The following is a 16,920-nucleotide window of genomic DNA, read 5'->3' as shown; positions in this document are numbered from 1 at the left end:
TATTTAGCCCCTAAGCACAATATAATTGTACAACATTTAAAGGAGGCAAAAATTATGTCTGTACTAGATAACTGGCAGCAGTGGAAAGACTTCCTTGGAGATCGTCTTCAGCAGGGTCAGCAGCAAGGAATGAATAAGGACACTGTAAATGACCTTGCTTATCAAATCGGCGATTATTTAGCCAAGCAAGTGCAGCCGAAGAATGACCAGGAAAGAATTCTTGCTGATCTTTGGTCTGTAGCAAGCCCCGAGGAACAGCATGCCATTGCGAATATGATGGTCAAGCTCGTTCAAAACGACGGCACTCAATAAGAATTTAAATAGCTCACCACGAAAAGAGAGGATTTGCCTCTCTTTTTCGTTTCTCCTCAGAAAGAATTCCTTCCAAACCAGACGGGTTTTTCCTTTCATATTGATAAAAAATCATATATTATAGAATCTAGATGAAAAATTAGGGATATGCTTATTTAAATTTTACATAATAGATGTTTTTGTTCGTAATCTTTTAATATAAAAAAGCGCATACGGCGCATTTATGCCGGAGGAGGTTTTCTGGTGGAGGAAAAAACAGAATGGTATTTAGAATATGAAATTCAAAAGAACCGTCCCGGTTTGCTTGGTGACATTTCTTCCCTGTTGGGGATGCTTTCAATTAATATTGTGACAATTAATGGTGTAGATGAAGGGCGAAGAGGATTGCTGATTCTGGCTAAGGACCATGAACAAATTGAACGCCTAAAGTCAATCCTCAAGACAATGGATACGATTAAAGTGATCAAGCTTCGTGAGCCAAAGCTCAGAGACCGTCTTGCTGTGCGTCATGGAAGATATATCCAAAGGGATGCTGATGATAAAAAGACTTTCCGGTTTGTCAGAGACGAGCTAGGGCTGCTGGTCGATTTTATGGCCGAATTATTTAAACAGGAAGGGCACAAGCTAATAGGTATTAGGGGAATGCCAAGGGTTGGCAAGACAGAATCCATTGTAGCTTCAAGTGTTTGTGCGAATAAGCGCTGGCTATTTGTTTCATCCACTCTCTTAAAGCAGACGATCCGCAACCAGCTGATTGAAGATGAATATAATGAAAATAACTTGTTCATAATAGACGGAATTGTCTCAACCAGACGAGCAAATGAGCGTCATTGGCAGCTGGTCCGTGAAATTATGCGCCTTCCAGCAGTAAAGGTAGTAGAGCATCCGGATATTTTTGTGCAAAATACAGAATACTCCCTTAATGATTTCGATTATATAATTGAGCTCCGCCACGATCCTGATGAAGAGATTAAATATGACATAGTGGAAAAGAACAACATGTTCTCTGAATCCGAATTTGGAGGCTTTGATTTTTAGTAAGTTGGAAGGTGTTGCAAATTGACAGAACTAGGTAATCGTTTAAAAGAAGCGCGTCTGGCTAAAGACATGAGCCTCGATGACCTGCAGAAGGTTACTAAAATACAAAAGCGCTACTTAATGGGAATAGAAGAGGGCGACTATAGCATGATGCCCGGCAAGTTTTATATCAGGGCATTTATCAAACAATATGCTGAGGCAGTGGGGATTGAACCAGAAGAGATTTTTGAGCAATACAAAAATGATATTCCTGCAGCCCTAAACGATGATATACCAGAGAAACTATCTCGTGTTCAATCAAGAAAAGATCTTTCAGGCCGGACTTCAAAGGTATTTGATATACTGCCGAAGATTCTGATTGGCATTTTTATTGTCGGCACTATTGCAGTCCTCTATAATTTCCTTGGGGGTAAAGAACAGACGGAAGATGCCGAAAAGCCTGCAGATCGGACAGACGGGCAAACAGTCATTGAAGAGTCAGAGGATCTCGCTAAAGAGCAAGGTGCAGAGGAAGATGGCAAGGAAGAGTCAGCCGGTGATCAGGAAGAATCTTCTGATGAAAATGATTCCGCTGATGGAAATGCTGAAGAGAAAGAAGCGAAGCAGGAAATTTCAGTTGTGGAATCAAGCGGCAAAAATACGGTTTATGAATTGAAAAATGCGGACAAGTTTGAGCTTGAAATAGTATCAACCGGTCAAACATGGGTAAGTATCCAGAATGGCAAAGGACATTCATTCTTTCAGGGAATGCTGGATACGGCAGGCACCAAGAGCCAAAAAGCCGATTTTTCAAAAGAGACTGAAGCCTCCATTGTAGTGGGGAATTCAGCACAAACCGAAATTTACGTAAACGGCGAAAAAATAGAGTACCAGGTGCCTCCTTCTCAATCAGTCCGGCAGGATATAACCATTAGGTATGCGCCGAAGACCGAATAGTCATCTTAATTAGATGACTATTTTCGCTTTTAATGTAAAAAATTAACCTTATAAGGTTTCAATACATGGAGGTAATCATGAATCTGCCAAATAAAATTACTGTTTCACGTATCATGCTGATACCCATTTTCTTACTTGTGATGCTTGTTCCTTTTTCATGGGGGGAAGTGGCTCTGCTAGGGACTATACTTCCGGTTACCCATCTGGTTGGAGCGCTGATATTCATCGTTGCATCCGTTACCGATTGGGTTGATGGCTACTATGCACGCAAATATAATCTTGTTACAAATCTGGGGAAATTCCTTGACCCGCTTGCGGACAAGCTTCTTGTTTCTGCTGCACTGATTGTTCTTGTTGAATTGGGGCTTGCTCCTTCTTGGATCGTCATTATCATTATTAGCCGTGAATTTGCTGTGACAGGTTTAAGGCTTGTCCTGGCGGGGGAAGGAGAAGTTGTCGCCGCAAATCAGCTGGGCAAAATCAAGACATGGGCACAGATTGTAGCTATTTCTGCATTGCTTCTGCATAATATTATTTTTGAAATGGCTGGGATCCCGTTTGATATAATCGCTCTTTGGGTGGCTATGTTCTTTACAATCTGGTCCGGATGGGACTACTTCGCAAAAAACAAACAAGCCTTTATTAATTCAAAATAATCAGGTAAAAAGGGGGGGAGTTGAATGAACGCAGAAATTATTGCTGTCGGGTCCGAGCTTTTGCTTGGGCAAATTGTCAATACAAATGCCCGCTTTCTTTCCCAGCAGCTTGCTGAACTGGGCATTAATGTGTTTTATCATACTGTAGTTGGCGATAACCCCGAAAGGTTAAAGTCAGTGATAAAAATTGCAGAAGGACGCTCCAATTTAATCATTTTTACAGGCGGGCTAGGTCCGACAAAGGATGATTTGACAAAAGAAACGATTGCCCGCCACATTGGCAAAAAACTTGTCATGGATGAACAGGCTCTTGAGTCCATTCAGCTGTATTTTGCGCGGACCAGCAGGGAAATGACCGAAAACAATAAAAAGCAGGCATTGGTACTTGAAGATGCCCAGGTTCTTCCCAATGAGCATGGTATGGCACCGGGTATGATCTCCGACTCAGGAAAGCATGTTTATATGCTTCTGCCAGGACCGCCAAAAGAAATGGAGCCGATGTTCCTTAAACATGCTTTTCCTGCCATTCAATCCAAGCTTGAAACAGATGATGTGATCATTTCCCGTGTATTGCGCTTTTTTGGCATAGGAGAAGCGATGCTGGAAACAGAAATTGAGGATATAATCGATGCACAAAGCAATCCGACCATTGCACCGCTTGCATCTGATGGGGAAGTTACACTTAGATTAACAGCCAAGCACAGCCAGGCTGAAATGGCGATGGTGCTGATTGATGAGGCTGAAGCGAAAATTATGGAACGGGTCGGCGAATTTTTCTATGGGTATGATGACACTTCCCTAATGTACGAACTTACGAAGCTGCTTAAGGAAAAGAATATGACTATTTCGGCTGCGGAAAGTTTAACGGGAGGTATGTTCCAGCAGGAATTCACATCGATTCCTGGAGCTGGTGGACATCTTAAGGGCGGAGTTGTCTGCTATACAAACGAAGTGAAGTCAAACGTTCTGAAAGTGCGCAAAGAAACCATTGAGAATCATGGGGTTGTCAGTACCCAATGCGCAGAAGAACTTGCAGAAAGTGTTGCCAGTCTGACAAATGCAGACATCGGCATCAGCTTTACAGGGGTTGCCGGGCCTGATGAACTTGAAGGAAAACCCGTCGGAACAGTATATATAGGTATTTGGATAAAAGGGAGGCCGGCCCGGACGGAGAAGCTGAATATGGGCGGCTCAAGAGCGGCCAATAGAATCCGTACGGTAAAATACGGCTGCCACTTTCTTATAAAAGCATTGAAAGAGGATCAGAGTGCCTGAAAAGGTGTTCTGATTTTTTTTATAGTGTTAAAGGAGTTAATTATTTTGTCTTGACAATTTTCTGTTTGGAGCAGTTGCGAGCGATTCTGCTTAACGTATTTCGCATTCTTTTTGCGAGGGGGTGTATACGAGGAAGCAGATCCAATTCCCGCTGGAGTATGGAGACCCTTCCTTTAGAGGTATTGCCGATGAGGCTATCATTTCTCTCTGAAGACAGCTTGAGTGCCCCGTGCTGAAATCAACGGGCAAAATTTATAAGTAAAACAACAGTCTTTGAGGCAAAAAAATACACAGAATTCGAAGGGAAATGCGATATTTAACTTTCTTTTGCTGGCCAAAATTCGATTTTCGCCAGCAGGTTTTGCCATTTTCCGCCCGAAATAAGGCTGTAAAAAAATCGAATGGATGTTCGACTTTTTGCTCGACAAATGCTAGAAAAAGGTTTATAGTAGAGATATGTTATGAGATGAGACAAACGGATCTAAGCAAAAGGCAGATTCGTCTATATAAAGGAGGAACTATTAGTGAGTGATCGTCAAGCAGCTCTTGAAATGGCGTTAAAGCAAATAGAAAAGCAATTTGGTAAAGGTTCTATCATGAAACTCGGTGAACAAACGGACCGCAAAGTTTCTACTGTTCCAAGCGGATCCCTTGCTCTTGATGCAGCTCTAGGGGTAGGCGGCTATCCAAGAGGCCGTATTATTGAGATCTATGGACCTGAAAGTTCAGGTAAAACAACCGTAGCTCTTCATGCGATTGCAGAAGTACAGGCAGGCGGCGGACAAGCAGCATTCATTGATGCTGAACATGCTCTTGACCCTGTTTATGCACAAAAACTAGGTGTTAATATTGATGAGCTTCTTCTTTCTCAGCCGGATACAGGCGAGCAGGCTCTTGAAATTGCAGAAGCGCTTGTGCGAAGCGGGGCAATTGATATTCTAGTAATTGACTCTGTTGCAGCCCTTGTGCCAAAGGCTGAAATTGAAGGTGAAATGGGTGACTCACACGTAGGTTTGCAGGCCCGCTTAATGTCCCAGGCACTTCGCAAACTTTCAGGTGCGATCAATAAGTCCAAAACAATTGCAATTTTCATTAACCAGATCCGTGAAAAAGTCGGCGTAATGTTCGGAAACCCAGAAACAACTCCAGGCGGCCGCGCTTTAAAATTCTATTCTTCTGTCCGTCTTGAAGTTCGCCGTGCTGAAACGTTAAAGCAGGGCAATGAAATGGTCGGAAACAAGACAAAGATTAAAGTTGTCAAAAACAAAGTAGCTCCTCCATTCCGTGTAGCAGAAGTGGATATTATGTATGGAGAAGGTATTTCCAAAGAAGGTGAAATCATTGACCTTGGCTCTGAACTGGATATTGTCCAAAAGAGCGGTTCATGGTATTCATTCAACGAAGAGCGCCTAGGACAGGGCCGTGAAAATGCCAAGGTATTCCTGAAGGAAAACCCTGATATCCGCCTTGTTATCCAAAAGCAAATCCGTGAGCATTATGGCCTTGATGAGGAAAAAGTAATCAGCGGAGACGAAGAGCAGGAAGAATTTGAGCTAATCGATTAATCCAAAGAAAGCAAAGCCGAGGATGGCTTTGCTTTTTTTGTAGATGTGCAGTGGATTATGTTGATGTATCTGGATCTATACTCTAAAAGGACTTTTACTTGAATGATCTAACATAGCTGTGATCATTAACTATTTAGCACGTATTGATTGAAGCGGAAGGCACAAGATCCAAATGCTCTCGCATTTCCTTCGCGGGATGTTTATTCGAGGCTGGTCAAATTCCTTTGGGAGTCCGAATCAAAGCGAGGTCCCACAGGCGCGGCGCGCCGAGGAGCTCCCGGACCGCCAGCCAGCGGAAAGCGAGTGCCCGGAGCGGAAATGAACACCCCGGGTTAACAGTACCCAAAAAATATTTAGGATCCATTAGAGCTTGAACTTGAGAAGCAGGTATAATTCAGAAGAGTTCAAATCAATCGAAATATTAAGAAAAGCCCCTGGGACAACCCCTTGACAATAAAATTCCACAGCTTTACAATTAAACATGTATATTTTACATTTTTATATGTAAGGAATTATTTTCCGAGTTAGACCTTTGTCTGGCTCAGGCTCCATCGGCTGAGTTCATAAGCTAATCGCTCCCAGGACGGGAGCGGCAATTTTATGTTTGCCGCCGATAAGGGTGCCCAGTGTTTTTTTTAGATTGAAACGTTTAAAAGCCTTAGTGCTGTATATTGAATTGGACAATGTACATGCCGACACTTTAAAAAACGTAACACAAACAAGTTCATAGCAAGAGGAGGTGAAATGATGGATCTTTTGACAGCAATCATCTCCATTTTGCTTGGCCTAATCGTCGGTGCTTTTGTTGGCTATTTTGTTCGCAAATCCATTGCAGAAGCTAAAATCGCAGGAGCTAAAGATGCTGCTGAGCAGATTTTGGAAGACGCAAAGCGAGAGGCGGAGGCTACTAAGAAAGAAGCCCTGCTTGAAGCGAAGGATGAAATTCACAGGCTTCGCACAGATGCGGAAAGTGAAATTCGTGATCGAAGAAATGAACTGCAAAAACAAGAAAATCGTTTAATGCAAAAAGAAGAGAACCTTGATCGCAAAGATGAAACGTTAGATAAACGTGAAGCACTTTTAGAAAAGAGGGACGATTCTCTTAGCAAAAGACAACAGCATATTGAAGAGATGGAAAGCAAAGTGGACGAGATGGTTAAAGAACAACAAGCTGAGCTGGAACGCATCTCAGGCTTAACTCGTGAAGAGGCAAAGTCCATCATTTTAGAGCGCACGGAGCAGGAAGTGGCTCACGATGTCGCTGTTATGGTAAAAGAGAGCGAGACTAGAGCGAAAGAGGACGCAGATAAGAAAGCGAAAGAAATCTTGTCGCTGGCTATCCAAAGATGTGCAGCTGACCATGTTGCAGAAACTACGGTTTCAGTTGTCAACCTGCCAAATGATGAGATGAAAGGACGCATTATTGGCCGTGAGGGCCGTAATATCAGAACTCTTGAAACTCTAACCGGTATTGATCTCATAATCGATGATACACCGGAAGCGGTTATTTTATCCGGTTTTGATCCGATACGCCGAGAGACAGCCCGCTTGGCTTTAGACAAACTGGTTCAGGACGGACGCATCCATCCGGCACGGATTGAGGAAATGGTTGATAAAGCCCGCCGTGAAGTGGATGAACACATCCGTGAAATCGGTGAACAAACGACTTTCGAGGTTGGGGTTCACGGCCTGCATCCAGATTTAATCAAAATTCTTGGCCGTTTAAAATTCCGTACAAGCTATGGCCAGAATGTGTTAAAGCATTCAATGGAAGTGGCTCAGCTTTCGGGCTTGCTGGCTGCGGAGCTGGGACAGGACGAAACATTGGCCCGGCGTGCTGGATTGCTTCATGATATCGGTAAAGCGATTGACCATGAAGTGGAAGGAAGCCATGTCGAGATCGGTGTGGAACTTGCCACTAAGTATAAGGAGCATCCTGTTGTCATCAACAGTATCGCTTCCCACCATGGCGACACAGAGCCTACATCGATCATAGCCGTGCTTGTCGCTGCAGCTGATGCTTTATCGGCAGCAAGACCAGGAGCAAGAAGAGAGACACTTGAAAACTATATTCGCCGCCTTGAAAAGCTTGAAGAGATTTCCGAATCTTATGAGGGCGTTGAAAAATCATTTGCCATCCAAGCGGGACGCGAAATACGAATCATGGTTAAACCTGAGCAAATTGATGATCTTGAAGCTCATCGTTTGGCAAGGGATATCCGCAAGAAGATTGAAGAAGAGCTTGATTATCCAGGCCATATTAAAGTCACGGTTATCCGTGAAACAAGGGCTGTTGAATATGCAAAATAAAGCGATGCACAAGCATCGCTTTATTTCTTTTTACAGGGCATGTTGAATAAAGCAGACAGAATCTGTGTTACACTTATAAAAAGTGATAGGGTATGCAAGGAGTGTGCCTTTATACATACAATTTTTGTATTACCAGGTAACAGAAAGGGAAATGATATGAATATTTTGTTTGTCGGAGACGTAGTAGGTTCGCAGGGACGCGATATGGTCCGTGAATATGTTCCAAAACTTAAAGAAAAATACCGTCCGCAAATAACCATTATTAATGGGGAAAATGCAGCTGGCGGAAAAGGCATTACTGAAAAGATTTATCGAGGATTCCTGGAAGCGGGGGCCCAAGCCGTAACACTCGGAAACCATACATGGGATAACAAGGAGATTTTTGAATTTATTGACCGCGCTAAGTATATGGTGAGGCCGGCCAACTTTCCGGCAAATAATCCGGGGAAAGGCATTGTCTATTTAAAATATAATGCTGAAGAAGTAGCAGTCATCAGCCTTCAGGGCAGAACGTTTATGAATCCAAGTGATTGCCCTTTCCAAAAGGCGGATGAATTAATAAAAGAAGCACGGGAGCGCACTCCGTATATATTTGTTGATTTCCATGCGGAAGCAACCAGTGAGAAGCAGGCGATGGGCTGGTACTTGGATGGCCAGGTTTCTGCCGTAATTGGTACACACACACATGTTCAGACAGCAGATAACCGGATCTTGCCTGGCGGAACAGCCTTCATGTCGGATGTAGGTATGACAGGCCCTTATGATGGCATATTGGGAGTTGAAAAAGAGGCTGTGCTCAAAAGATTTATATCCGGATTGCCGGTTCGCTTTGAAGTCCCAAAGGAAGGAAGGACTCAGCTGAGCGCTGCGATTATAGAACTGAACCAAAAAACAGGATTGGCAAAAAAGATTGACCGGATATTAATAAATGACGATCATCCGTTTTATTCATAGGCTATTTTCGTTTGTTGCTTTTTGGGCAGCTAACTAAACTTAATCAACGGGCAGAATTAATAAGCAAAAACAACAATTTATGAGAAAAGAGCCTTTTCTTAAGACATTGACTGCATTCGAAAAATGTTCGAATGCAGTTTTTTTGCGTCCGATCAGAAAGGGGAAGCTGTGAAAATAAGGCCAAAAGCGGCTGGATCACTTTAATAAAGTGTTACGTCGGCAAGTGGGTCATAAAATTTACAAGTGGCATAAGTGGTACAGGTTTTACGTTTATAGGCAGGAAAACCAGCCTAATCCAAGCATAAATTTAAGGCAGGTATTCATTTTGAAAGTGATATCAGATAGGTCAAAAAATATAAAAATGAGAAAGAATCTTTGCTTTTTTTGTCCAAGCCGGAATATGTGTTTTCAATACTGAATATAGTAGCAATGGAATGATATATATACCTGATGCTGAATTCCATCAAAGCAGTCTTGTGTAAGCCCGGAAAGAAAGATGAAAGGGTAAGCCCTTATAAGCAGGCTATAAAGCCTATAGGAGGGCAGCCAGCGCTTTGAGCAAGGCATCCAGGAGGGGTAAAACGAGGAGGAGCTAGGAATGGAAATATTAAAAGTTTCAGCAAAATCTAATCCTAATTCTGTAGCTGGTGCGCTTGCTGGAGTTCTTCGTGAAAGAGGAAGTGCAGAAATCCAGGCCATTGGTGCGGGTGCATTGAACCAGGCTGTTAAGGCAGTAGCGATCGCAAGAGGATTCGTAGCGCCTAGCGGAGTGGATTTAATTTGTATCCCTGCATTTACGGACATTCTGATTGATGGTGAGGAACGGACAGCGATTAAACTGATTGTGGAACCAAGATAAAAAACGCGGAATTAGGACTCATCAATTGTCATATGCATAAGATAGTGCTGGAAAAAGGTGAAAATTCCATCAGCAGGTATGGTTTTCCATCCCAACTGATGGGCAGCTGCAATAATCGGGACTTTACGGGCAATTGTTCCCCTGCAAGAGTTACTATGTTGATCCCGGTTACTTGATGAGCGGATCCTGACTGTTCATTAGGCGGGATAAATTCAGCAAAAATAATAAAACCTGTTTGCGGTGTTAGGCAAACAGGTTCTTTTTTTAATAAGATAAGTCTATGGTGAGAAAATGGGGGAGAGCTTATGAGAATTTTTGATGCGCATTGTGATGTCCTTTATAAAATGTTTATGGATAAAAAGATCGATTTTAAGGATTCAGGCAAGCTCCAAGTGAATCTTGCTGGTTTAGAAGCATCCCAATTAAAGGTCCAGTGTTTTGCGATATATGTGCCGGAATCTGTGCATCCTGAAATGAAATTCAATGCAGCACTGTATATGGTCGACTTGTTTTATGAAAAAGTGCTGAAACCCTGCCCCAAATTAAAGCTGATTTCCAGCCGCAAGGATATTGACCGGCTTAAAGATGAGGAGATTGGTGCAATGCTTACATTGGAGGGATGTGATGCAATTGGCTGCGATCTTCTTAAATTAAAAACTCTTCTTAGGCTGGGTGTATCTTCAGTTGGATTGACCTGGAACTATGGAAACTGTGCGGCAGACGGAGTACTTGAAGAGAGGGGAGCCGGGCTTTCTTCCTTTGGCAAGCAGGTAGTCTCAGTGCTAAATCATGCAAAAGCATGGTGTGATATATCCCATCTGTCAGAGCGGGGCTTTTGGGATGTCATGGAATGGGGCGACTATCCTTTTGCCTCTCATTCGAATTGCTATTCCTTGTGCCCGCACCCCCGCAATTTGTCTAACGAACAGATTAAAGCGCTGATTGAAAGGGATAGTGTAATGGGAATCACTTTTGTAACCGAATTTCTATCAGGGAAAACGACTGCAACTGTTACAGATGTTTTAAGGCACCTTGAACATGTGTGTTCACTCGGCGGGGAGGACCATGTCGGCTTTGGTTCGGATTTTGATGGCACAGATGGAAGAGTGGTAGGGTTGGAGAGTGCAAGAAAATACGATTATCTGTTGAATGAACTCACAAAATACTATACTGATATACAGACTGAGAAGTTTTTATTTGGAAATTTTTATAACAGGTTTCCAAGGTGATAATATTAAGAAATTGGTATAACAAAAGTTGCGACAGTTGCGTCAAATCCTAGATATGACAATCTATTTATCATTTTTCTAAAAATAAAAAAATATTCATCTTTTAGCCAATAAATAGTCAGAAAGGGTTGCTTTTTTAGACACATAGGTCTAGAATTGAAAGCGTTTAGTACCCATCCATCTTCCAAAAAATAACCTCAAAGTCAGAGTAAAACCATCGGATTGACTGGACAAGTACTACACTTATTTTAATGAAACGTTTTTACATAATTTCTTAACGTATCTAAAGGGGTGTAAGACATGATCAATCAACTTTCATGGAAAGTTGGAGGACAGCAAGGGGAAGGTATTGAAAGTACCGGGGAGATTTTTTCCATTGCATTAAATCGTTTAGGCTACTACCTTTACGGTTACCGCCACTTTTCATCACGCATTAAGGGCGGGCACACGAATAATAAGATTCGCGTAAGCACGTCACAAATCCGCTCAATTTCCGACGATTTAGATATTTTGGTAGCTTTTGACCAGGAAACAATTGATTTGAACTACAAAGAACTACATGATAAAGGGATCATCATTGCGGACGCAAAGTTCGATCCTAAACAGCCAGAAGATACGAATGCAGGTTTGTATGCGGTTCCATTCACTGAGATTGCAACAGATCTGGGAACATCCCTAATGAAAAACATGGTTGCCGTTGGTGCAACATGTGCAGTGCTAAATCTAGATATTAAAGTATTTGAAGAAGTTGTTCAAGAGATTTTTGGACGCAAAGGACAGCAGGTTGTGGACAAAAATATGGAAGCAATCAAGGCTGGCTTTGATTTCATGAAAGAAAAGCTAAGTGATGACGTTGAATTAATGGAGCTTGAAAAAGCGGATGGCTTGAAGCGTTTATTCATGATCGGAAACGATGCAATAGCTCTTGGCGCACTTGCAGGAGGATGCCGATTCATGGCGGCCTACCCAATTACGCCTGCATCTGAAATCATGGAATACCTGATCAAAAAGCTTCCAGCGCTTGGCGGATCGGTGATCCAGACAGAAGATGAAATCGCGGCCGTTACAATGGCGATTGGCGCCAACTATGGTGGGGTGCGTGCTCTGACAGCATCTGCAGGACCTGGTCTTTCTCTCAAAATGGAAGCAATCGGTCTATCAGGCATCACTGAAACACCGCTTGTAATCGTTGATACTCAGCGTGGAGGCCCATCTACTGGTCTGCCTACCAAACAGGAACAGTCAGACTTAATGGCTATGATTTATGGAACTCACGGCGAGATTCCAAAAATCGTCCTCGCTCCAAGTACAGTACAGGAAGCATTCTATGATACTGCAGAAGCATTCAACCTTGCTGAAGAATATCAGTGCCCTGTCATTGTCCTATCAGACTTGCAGCTTTCTCTTGGAAAACAAACAGTGGAGCCGCTTGATTTCAGCAAAGTGGAAATCCGCCGCGGAAAGCTAGTTACTGAAGAGCTTCCTGAACTTGAAAACAAAGGCTACTTCAAGCGCTATGAGGTTACAGAAGATGGCGTTTCTCCTCGTGTAATCCCTGGCATGAAGAACGGTATCCACCATGTTACTGGTGTTGAGCATGATGAAACTGGAAAACCTTCAGAATCAGCAATTAACCGCAACACTCAAATGGATAAGCGTTTCCGCAAGATTGAAAACATTAAATTCGATACACCAATCCACAAGAATGCTCCTCATGAAGAAGCAGACTTGTTAATCGTAGGATTCAACTCTACACGCGGCGCAATTGAGGAAGCAATGGGCCGGCTGGAGAAAGATGGCGTTAAAGTTAACCATGCTCAAGTTCGCTTGATTCATCCTTTCCCTGCTGATGAATTATTGCCGCTTGTAAAGTCTGCTAAGAAAATTGCTGTAGTTGAAAACAATGCTACAGGTCAATTAGCAAATATCATGAAGATGAACGTCGGACATGCAGAGAAAATTCATAAGCTATTAAAGTACGACGGAAATCCATTCTTGCCACATGAAGTTCACACAAAATGCAAGGAGTTGTTCTAAATGGCCACATTTAAAGATTTTAGAAATAATGTAAAACCAAACTGGTGCCCAGGCTGTGGGGACTTCTCCGTGCAAGCGGCGATTCAGCGTGCGGCAGCGAATGTTGGTTTAGAGCCAGAAAACTTAGCGGTTGTTTCTGGTATCGGGTGTTCCGGACGTATTTCCGGCTACATCAATTCATACGGTTTCCACGGTATCCATGGACGTTCATTGCCGATTGCCCAGGGTGTGAAAATGGCAAACCGCGATCTTACTGTTATCGCTTCAGGCGGTGACGGGGATGGTTTCGCAATCGGTATGGGCCATACGATTCATGCGATCCGCCGTAATGTAAACATTACTTATATCGTTATGGATAACCAAATTTACGGTTTAACAAAAGGGCAAACTTCACCGCGTTCAGCGGCAGGTTTCAAAACGAAGTCAACTCCTCAAGGCTCCATTGAGCAGGCTATTTCCCCAATGGAAATGGCATTGACAGCTGGTGCAACTTTCGTAGCGCAGAGCTTCTCAACTGACCTGAAAGATTTGACAGCGTTAATTGAAGCTGGTATCAAGCATGATGGCTTTTCTTTAATTAACGTATTCAGCCCTTGTGTTACTTACAATAAGGTAAACACATATGACTGGTTTAAAGAAAACCTGACTAAATTAAGTGATGTTGAAGGCTATGACCACTCTAACAGAGAAATGGCAATGCAGACGCTTATGAAGCACGACGGCCTAGTAACAGGCTTAATCTATCAGGACACTGAGCGCAAATCCTATCAGGAGCTGCTTTCAGGATACTCTGAAACTCCACTCTCAAAAGCTGATCTTAAACTTGATCAAGCTCATTTTGATAAACTTGCAGCAGAATTTATGTAATAAAAATAGAAGTCCGGGATTCCCGGGCTTCTTTTTTATGAGGTGGTTTATGAGATCGATTATTACTGTAAAATATTGTGAACTTAAGAAACTGGATCTATAAATGGGGAATGAATATCCGAAATGAGAAATAGGTTCCTGAAACTAGTGTATAGCGCACCAAAATGGGGAATAGGATCGTTAAATTGGGGAATAGCACATCAAAACTAGCGAATACCATTCCCGAAAAACAGATTGGGCTCTAGGAAAGAGCTGATGATGAGAAAACTAGTGATAAAATGGCTCTCTAGCAACTTTCTGCTGCCAAATGATATAAATGTGACACTAATCACTCACAAAAGATTAAAATTATTTTATTATTAATATCTCTGCCGGATTAAAAGTATCCCTTGTTGTACATAGATGTAATAGCTGCCTGATGTGTGGCAGGATAAGGTTTTCTATTGTTTTCACTCGTCGGAACCCTTATACTATAATAATGTGCATATATATAATTTTCAGTAATGCACATTCCTTATGATAGCGAAAAATTGAGTTAAAAATGATAGATGCTTACTCAAAGAAAGAGAAAGGGGATAAAAATGAACGAAAAACAACGTTTAGAAGCTCAGCAAGTGCAAGCAGCAAATCCTTCGGACAAAAAATCCGAAAAGGATTACAGCAAGTACTTTGAAACGGTTTACACTGCTCCTTCCTTAAAGGAAGCGAAGAAGCGCGGGAAAGAAGAAGTTAAATACCACAAAGACTTTAATATCCCGGAAGAATTCCATGGCATGGGGCAAGGCCGCAAGTTCTATATCAGAACATACGGCTGCCAGATGAATGAGCATGATACAGAAGTTATGGCAGGTATTTTCCTTGGCCTTGGATATGAACCGACAGATTCAGTAGAAGATGCTAATGTGATCCTGCTTAACACTTGTGCCATCCGCGAAAATGCTGAAAATAAAGTATTTGGCGAGCTTGGCCATTTGAAGCACTTGAAAAAGGAGAACCCTGATTTGCTTCTTGGTGTCTGCGGGTGTATGTCCCAGGAAGAATCTGTTGTAAACAAGATTCTTAAAACATATAACCAGGTTGACATGATTTTCGGAACTCACAACATCCACCGCCTGCCTAATATTCTTCATGAAGCTTATATGTCCAAAGAAATGGTCATTGAGGTATGGTCAAAAGAAGGGGATGTAATTGAGAATCTTCCAAAAGTGCGCCGCGGCAATATTAAAGCATGGGTAAATATTATGTATGGCTGCGATAAGTTCTGTACGTATTGCATTGTGCCATATACTCGAGGCAAAGAACGAAGCCGCCGTCCTGAGGACATCATTCAGGAAGTGCGTCATTTAGCTGCACAGGGTTATCAGGAAATTACCCTTCTTGGCCAAAACGTAAATGCATACGGCAAAGATTTTGAGGATATGAAATACGGCCTTGGCGATTTAATGGATGAAATCCGCAAAATCGACATTCCGCGTATCCGCTTTACAACAAGCCATCCGCGTGACTTTGATGATCATCTGATTGAGGTGCTGGCAAAAGGAGGAAACCTTGTTGAGCATATCCATCTGCCGGTCCAATCAGGTTCAACAGATGTATTGAAAATCATGGCACGAAAATATACAAGAGAGCAATATTTGGAGCTTGTGCGCAAAATCAAAGCTGCTATTCCTGAAGCAACTTTTACTACTGATATTATTGTCGGATATCCGAATGAAACAGAAGAACAATTTGAAGAAACACTATCCTTGTATCGTGAGGTAGGTTTCGAGTCAGCCTACACGTTTATTTACTCTCCACGTGAAGGCACACCAGCTGCCAAAATGGTTGATAATGTGCCAATGGAAGTAAAGAAAGAGCGTCTTCAGCGACTGAATGCTGTTGTGAATGAGCTTTCAGCCGAAGCGATGAAGAAATATCAGGGCCAGATTGTTGAAGTTCTTGTGGAAGGGGAAAGCAAGAACAATCCGGATATTCTTGCCGGCTATACAAGAAAGAACAAACTGGTTAACTTTAAAGGGCCAAAAACAGCCATCGGCAAAATTGTTAAAGTAAAAGTAACCGATGCAAAGACATGGTCCCTAAACGGAGAAATGGTTGAAGAACTAGACGCGGTTGAGGTGAAGTAATAATGGCTAAGTACACAAAAGACGAGATTGTAGAACGAGCGAAAGAATTGGCACGCATGATTGCAGAAACAGAAGAAGTTGATTTCTTCAAGCGTGCAGAAGCGCAAATTAATGGAAACGAAAAGGTAAGTGCAACCATTTCTACGATCAAAGGTTTGCAAAAGCAGGCAGTAAACCTTCAGCATTACGGCAAGGCAGAAGCGCTGAAGAAAACAGAAGATAAAATTGCTGCTCTTGAAAAAGAACTGGATGAAATTCCAGTAGTCCAGGAATTCAAGCAGTCACAGGTAGAGGTAAATGAACTGCTGCAAATTGTAGCAAACACCATTTCCAACACTGTGACAGACGAGGTTATCACCTCTACAGGCGGAAATCTTCTAAGCGGAGAAACAGGCTCAAAAATTAAAAACAGCAGCTGCTCTCACTGATAATTGAAACCGGAAGAGGGTGTCCCAAAAGTCTAACTTTCGGGCACCCTCTTTTTTCTTCTATAAAATTGGCCTGTTGATTTCCGCTCCAGGGACTCGCTTTCCGCGGGCGGTCCGGGAGCCTCCTCGGTGCATTCGCACCTGCGGGGTCTCCCGCTGACTCGCTTCTCCCGCAGGAGTCTCGCCCCTTCCGCTCCAATCAACAGGGTGCAAGAATCAATATCAGCATTAATACTAAGACAAAAAAAGAAGAAAATCGTCCTTTTTGGTATAATTAAGTCACCACAACCCACCATACGAGAAAGGAACGATTTTCTTATGTATAAAG

At 42.6% G+C, this 16,920-nt stretch carries 14 protein-coding genes; all 14 read left to right on the top strand.

From position 1 onward, the window contains the following. The first annotated feature begins 54 nt into the window (after positions 1 to 54). The 14 genes from L634_RS0129555 (at position 55) to L634_RS0129490 (ending at position 16,592) form a co-directional block, all read left to right on the top strand. On the top strand, positions 55 to 312 hold the full coding sequence (locus L634_RS0129555; RefSeq protein ID WP_026585467.1) for a DUF3243 domain-containing protein: 258 nt from the start codon (positions 55 to 57) through the stop codon (positions 310 to 312). 243 nt (positions 313 to 555) lie between these two features. Beyond that, positions 556 to 1,350 (top strand): YmfK family protein, encoded by a 795-nt coding sequence (locus tag L634_RS0129550; RefSeq protein ID WP_034263502.1) that lies wholly within the window; start codon positions 556 to 558, stop codon positions 1,348 to 1,350. 21 nt (positions 1,351 to 1,371) lie between these two features. After that, positions 1,372 to 2,286: a helix-turn-helix domain-containing protein gene (locus tag L634_RS0129545; RefSeq protein ID WP_026585465.1), complete on the top strand. Its 915-nt coding sequence runs from the start codon at positions 1,372 to 1,374 to the stop codon at positions 2,284 to 2,286. A gap of 77 nt (positions 2,287 to 2,363) precedes the next feature. Next, positions 2,364 to 2,942, top strand: coding sequence for a CDP-diacylglycerol--glycerol-3-phosphate 3-phosphatidyltransferase (pgsA, locus tag L634_RS0129540; protein WP_026585464.1), 579 nt, complete (start codon positions 2,364 to 2,366; stop codon positions 2,940 to 2,942). 24 nt (positions 2,943 to 2,966) lie between these two features. Beyond that, entirely contained in the window at positions 2,967 to 4,217 is a 1,251-nt protein-coding gene (locus tag L634_RS0129535; RefSeq protein ID WP_026585463.1) for a competence/damage-inducible protein A, read from the top strand. 524 nt (positions 4,218 to 4,741) lie between these two features. Then, complete coding sequence (gene recA / locus L634_RS0129530) at positions 4,742 to 5,782, top strand: recombinase RecA (protein ID WP_026585462.1); 1,041 nt, start codon at positions 4,742 to 4,744, stop codon at positions 5,780 to 5,782. A 744-nt stretch (positions 5,783 to 6,526) separates the two neighbouring features. Then, positions 6,527 to 8,092: a ribonuclease Y gene (gene rny, locus L634_RS0129525; protein ID WP_442852726.1), complete on the top strand. Its 1,566-nt coding sequence runs from the start codon at positions 6,527 to 6,529 to the stop codon at positions 8,090 to 8,092. A gap of 156 nt (positions 8,093 to 8,248) precedes the next feature. Next, positions 8,249 to 9,046, top strand: a complete 798-nt coding sequence (locus tag L634_RS0129520) for a TIGR00282 family metallophosphoesterase (RefSeq protein WP_026585460.1) — start codon at positions 8,249 to 8,251, stop codon at positions 9,044 to 9,046. Positions 9,047 to 9,644: 598 nt separating this feature from the next. After that, on the top strand, positions 9,645 to 9,905 hold the full coding sequence (spoVS, locus tag L634_RS0129515) for a stage V sporulation protein SpoVS (RefSeq protein WP_026585459.1): 261 nt from the start codon (positions 9,645 to 9,647) through the stop codon (positions 9,903 to 9,905). Between the two features lie 305 nt (positions 9,906 to 10,210). Continuing rightward, positions 10,211 to 11,134 (top strand): dipeptidase, encoded by a 924-nt coding sequence (locus tag L634_RS0129510; protein ID WP_026585458.1) that lies wholly within the window; start codon positions 10,211 to 10,213, stop codon positions 11,132 to 11,134. 300 nt (positions 11,135 to 11,434) lie between these two features. After that, positions 11,435 to 13,171, top strand: a complete 1,737-nt coding sequence (locus L634_RS0129505; protein ID WP_026585457.1) for a 2-oxoacid:acceptor oxidoreductase subunit alpha — start codon at positions 11,435 to 11,437, stop codon at positions 13,169 to 13,171. Beyond that, positions 13,172 to 14,038: a 2-oxoacid:ferredoxin oxidoreductase subunit beta gene (locus tag L634_RS0129500; protein WP_026585456.1), complete on the top strand. Its 867-nt coding sequence runs from the start codon at positions 13,172 to 13,174 to the stop codon at positions 14,036 to 14,038. Positions 14,039 to 14,619: 581 nt separating this feature from the next. Then, positions 14,620 to 16,164, top strand: coding sequence for a tRNA (N6-isopentenyl adenosine(37)-C2)-methylthiotransferase MiaB (gene miaB, locus L634_RS0129495; RefSeq protein ID WP_026585455.1), 1,545 nt, complete (start codon positions 14,620 to 14,622; stop codon positions 16,162 to 16,164). Between the two features lie 2 nt (positions 16,165 to 16,166). Continuing rightward, positions 16,167 to 16,592: a RicAFT regulatory complex protein RicA family protein gene (locus L634_RS0129490; protein ID WP_026585454.1), complete on the top strand. Its 426-nt coding sequence runs from the start codon at positions 16,167 to 16,169 to the stop codon at positions 16,590 to 16,592. Positions 16,593 to 16,920 lie beyond the last annotated feature (328 nt).

Origin of the sequence: Bacillus sp. J33 (assembly GCF_000518885.1) — a bacterium.
In the GTDB taxonomy this organism is placed as follows: Bacteria; Bacillota; Bacilli; order Bacillales; family Cytobacillaceae; genus Cytobacillus.
This window is presented reverse-complemented; position numbering and strand designations above follow the sequence as displayed.

Bases quoted from the DNA above. Each gene is read 5' to 3' on its own strand.
- L634_RS0129505 (WP_026585457.1), top strand. From the start codon at position 11,435: ATGATCAATCAACTTTCATGGAAAGTTGGAGGACAGCAAGGGGAAGGT.
- L634_RS0129510 (WP_026585458.1), top strand. From the start codon at position 10,211: ATGAGAATTTTTGATGCGCATTGTGATGTCCTTTATAAAATGTTTATG.
- rny (WP_442852726.1), top strand. From the start codon at position 6,527: ATGATGGATCTTTTGACAGCAATCATCTCCATTTTGCTTGGCCTAATC.
- L634_RS0129520 (WP_026585460.1), top strand. From the start codon at position 8,249: ATGAATATTTTGTTTGTCGGAGACGTAGTAGGTTCGCAGGGACGCGAT.
- L634_RS0129490 (WP_026585454.1), top strand. From the start codon at position 16,167: ATGGCTAAGTACACAAAAGACGAGATTGTAGAACGAGCGAAAGAATTG.
- spoVS (WP_026585459.1), top strand. From the start codon at position 9,645: ATGGAAATATTAAAAGTTTCAGCAAAATCTAATCCTAATTCTGTAGCT.
- L634_RS0129500 (WP_026585456.1), top strand. From the start codon at position 13,172: ATGGCCACATTTAAAGATTTTAGAAATAATGTAAAACCAAACTGGTGC.
- L634_RS0129555 (WP_026585467.1), top strand. From the start codon at position 55: ATGTCTGTACTAGATAACTGGCAGCAGTGGAAAGACTTCCTTGGAGAT.
- miaB (WP_026585455.1), top strand. From the start codon at position 14,620: ATGAACGAAAAACAACGTTTAGAAGCTCAGCAAGTGCAAGCAGCAAAT.
- L634_RS0129535 (WP_026585463.1), top strand. From the start codon at position 2,967: ATGAACGCAGAAATTATTGCTGTCGGGTCCGAGCTTTTGCTTGGGCAA.
- pgsA (WP_026585464.1), top strand. From the start codon at position 2,364: ATGAATCTGCCAAATAAAATTACTGTTTCACGTATCATGCTGATACCC.